This is a genomic window from Micromonospora sp. NPDC050686 (assembly GCF_040654475.1).
GTDB lineage: Bacteria > Actinomycetota > Actinomycetes > Mycobacteriales > Micromonosporaceae > Micromonospora.
Map to the genome: position 1 here is coordinate 1 of NZ_JBFAID010000126.1, position 3,104 is coordinate 3,104.

Genomic DNA, 3,104 nt, shown 5'->3' on the forward strand with positions numbered 1-3,104 from the left:
TCGCGGTCGTCGCGGAGTTTGCCGACCAGTTCGGCGGTGAGGTGTTGGGCCTCGGCGGCGCTGCCGCCGTTGCCGGCCACCAGCAACCGGCCGCCCCGGGACAGCGTGCAGGCCAGCTCGGTGCCCCAGTCGGCCAGCCGCTCGGCCGCCCGCCGGTACGGCAGCAGCGCCGCCGCCAGGCCGGTCAGGTGGTCGTCCAGCGGGGAGAGGGCTTCGCTCATCAGGCCACCGCCGGGGCGGGGCGGCCGAGGGTGGCCACCGAGGCGTAGACCGCGCCGAGCTGTTCGGCGCACCGCTTCCACGAGTACCGGCTGCGGATCCGGTCCAGCGCCGCCGTGGCGTACGCGAAGCGCCGGACCTTGTCGGCGAGCAGCCGGCGCAGGGCCACGCCCAGCGTGCGGGGGTCGCGCGGCGGCACCAGGTCGCCGGTCAGCCCGTCGACCACGGTGTCCGCGATGCCGCCCACGTTGGTGCCGACGACCGGCACGCCGCAGGCCATCGCCTCCAACGGGGTGAGCCCGAACGGCTCGTACCAGGGGGCGGCGACCAGCACGTCGGCCGACCGGTACCAGCGGCCCATCTCCTCCCGGGGCACCCCGCCGACCAGCTTCACCCGGTCGGCCACCCCGCAGGACTCGGCGGCGGCCCGCAGCTTGCGGGCGAAGGCGTCGGCGGGCAGCAGGTCGGCGGCGGGCCCGCCGACCACCGCGCACTCCGCTTCCGGCACCGCCGGCAGCGCCCGCACCACGTCCAGGAAGCCCTTGCGTTCCACCATCCGGCCCACGGTGAGCAGCCGCGGCCGGGCCGGGTCGCGTGGCGCAACCGGCCCGTCGGGGTGGAACACGCTCTCGTTCACGCCGGACGGGACCAGGGCCATCCGGGACCGGGGCACGCCCATCCGGACCAGCTCGCCCATCTCGTCCGCGCACTGCACGATCACCCGGTCGACCGCGCGGCCGAGGGCCCGCTCGTAGCCGATCCGGCGGCGCGGGCTGGTGTCCTTCGTGCCCTGGTGGCGGCGCTTCACCGAACCCAGCGCGTGGTACGTCAGCACCACCGGCACCCCGGTACGCCGGGCGGCGTGCACGGTGGCCAGCCCGCTCATCCAGAAGTGCGCGTGGGCCACCTCCGGGGTCCAGTCCCCGCGCCACCGGTCGGCCAGCCACCGCCCGAACTCGCCCATGTACGGCAGCAGGTCGTCCTTCGGCACCCGCTGCGCCGGCCCGGCGGGCACGTGGCAGACCTGGTACCCGTCCGGGCTGGCCACGTACTCGGGCAGGGCGGGGGAGTCGCGGCGGGTGTAGACGCGTACGTCGTGCCCCTCGCCGGCGAGCGCGGCCGCGAGCTCCGCCACGTGGGTGTTCTGGCCGCCGGCGTCCTCCTCGCCGAGCACGGCGAGCGGGCTCGCGTGCTCCGAAATCATCGCGATGCGCATGTCTCCTCCTCCATCAGCCGGTCCCAGTCGGCCAGGAACCGCTCCAGCCCGAACCGTTCCTTCGCCACGTCACGTCCCCGAGCGCCCAGCCGGTACGCCGCCTCCCGGTCGGTGGCGAGCCACCGGGCCGCCTCGACCAGGGTGTCGACGCGGGTGGAGAGCACCCCCGCGTCGGCGGGTACGGCGTCGACCGCCTCGGTGGTGGCCAGTGCGACCACCGGCATGCCGATCGACATCGCCTCGATCAGGCTGAGCCCGAGCGAGGTCCACCGGCACAGGTGCAGATAGGCCCGCCGCCGGGCCATCTCCTGGTGCATCCGGTCCTGGGGCAGGTCGTCGTACCCGGTCACCGGGTGGAGGACCGGCGCGCCCCGGGCGGTGAGGGCGGCGGGCAGCCCGGCCACCCCCATGCCGAACACGTCCAGCGGCGCGACGGCGGTGAACCGGGGCAGCAGGTCGGTGCCGGTGACCCGCCAGCGGCGTACCGGCTCGTTGGTGACCACGGCGAGCCGGTCCAGTTCGCCGGTCCACTCGACGGCCGGGGGCACGATGCCGTGCTCGACGACGGTGCTGCGGGTGCCGCCGTTGTCCCAGAACAGCTCGTTGAAGTGGGTGACGTGGGTGAGCAGCAGGTCGTCCCGGTCGGCCATCGGGTGTCGGGTGTTCGGCACGTCGCCCTTGGGGGTGTTGTGCTCGACGTAGATCGCCGGCACGTCCCGCCCGGGCCGCCGGCCGAGCCACTGCTCGGCCAGCTCCAGCTCCTCGGGACGCTGGAGGATCACCAGGTCCACGTCGGTCCCGGCCAGCTCCTGCGGGGTCACCTCGACGGCGTTGTCCGGCCACGGGTAGGTGCGCGCCCGGCCCAGCCCGTACGGACCGCGGCCGGGGGTGACCGGCACCAGGTAGCGGTGCCGGCCGTGCACGAAGGACGTCGTCCAGGAGCCGTGCACGTGCCAGAGCAGGACGTTCATGTCTCTCCTCACACGATCGCCTCGGGTCGGGTCGAAGGGGGGTGACGGCGCCTGCTCAGTCGGGGGGTCGGCGCGTCAGGAGCCGGACGGCGGCGACCACGTCACCCGGGTCGACGCCGCCGAGGCAGGGGTGGCCGGGGACCGGGCAGCGGGCCGCCCGGGTGTCCCGGCAGGGTGCGCCGGCGTCGCCGAGCCGGACGGCCGGCACCCGGTAGGGGCCCCACTGTCCGTACGGGACGGTGGGGGCGAAGAGGCTGACCACGGGGGTGCCGACGGCGGCGGCGAGGTGCGCCGGGCCGGTGTTGCCCACGACCAGGCAGCGGGCCCCGGCGAGGATCCGGGCCAGCCCGGCCAGGTCGGTGCGACCGCCGAGGTCCACCCCGCCGGCGGCGGCGACCCGGGCGGTCAGCTCCCGCTCGTCCGGGCCGCCGGTGACCACCACCGGGTGCCCGTCGGCGGCCAGGGCGGCCACGATCCGCGCGCAGTGCTCGGGCGGGCAGGCCCGGGCCGGCACCGACGACCCGGGGTGCAGCACCACGTACCCGCCGGCCGGCAGGTCCAGCCCGGGATCCGGCAGGTCGGCGCGCAGCCGCAGCGCGGGCTCGTCGTCGGGGGGCAGGGCGAAGCCGGTGGCGGCGGCGAGGGAGAGGGCGCGTTCGGGTTCGGGTATGCCGGTGGGGACGTGGTGGCGGATGTCG

3 protein-coding genes and 1 pseudogene are annotated in these 3,104 nt (G+C 76.1%); all 4 read right to left on the reverse strand.

Features of this window, described 5'->3' with window-relative positions; all coding sequences use genetic code 11:
• Positions 1 to 221: pseudogene (locus AB0H57_RS32635) on the reverse strand (phosphoheptose isomerase); the annotation flags it as partial.
• Positions 221 to 1,435, reverse strand: coding sequence for a glycosyltransferase (locus AB0H57_RS32640; RefSeq protein WP_357512579.1), 1,215 nt, complete (start codon positions 1,433 to 1,435; stop codon positions 221 to 223). The gene AB0H57_RS32640 and the pseudogene AB0H57_RS32635, both read right to left, overlap by 1 nt.
• Positions 1,420 to 2,406, reverse strand: a complete 987-nt coding sequence (locus AB0H57_RS32645) for a glycosyltransferase (RefSeq protein WP_357512581.1) — start codon at positions 2,404 to 2,406, stop codon at positions 1,420 to 1,422. Before AB0H57_RS32645 ends, AB0H57_RS32640 begins: the two co-directional genes overlap by 16 nt.
• A 55-nt stretch (positions 2,407 to 2,461) precedes the next feature.
• A partial coding sequence (locus AB0H57_RS32650; RefSeq protein ID WP_357512583.1) for a glycosyltransferase family 9 protein occupies positions 2,462 to 3,104 on the reverse strand: 643 nt, incomplete at its 5' end.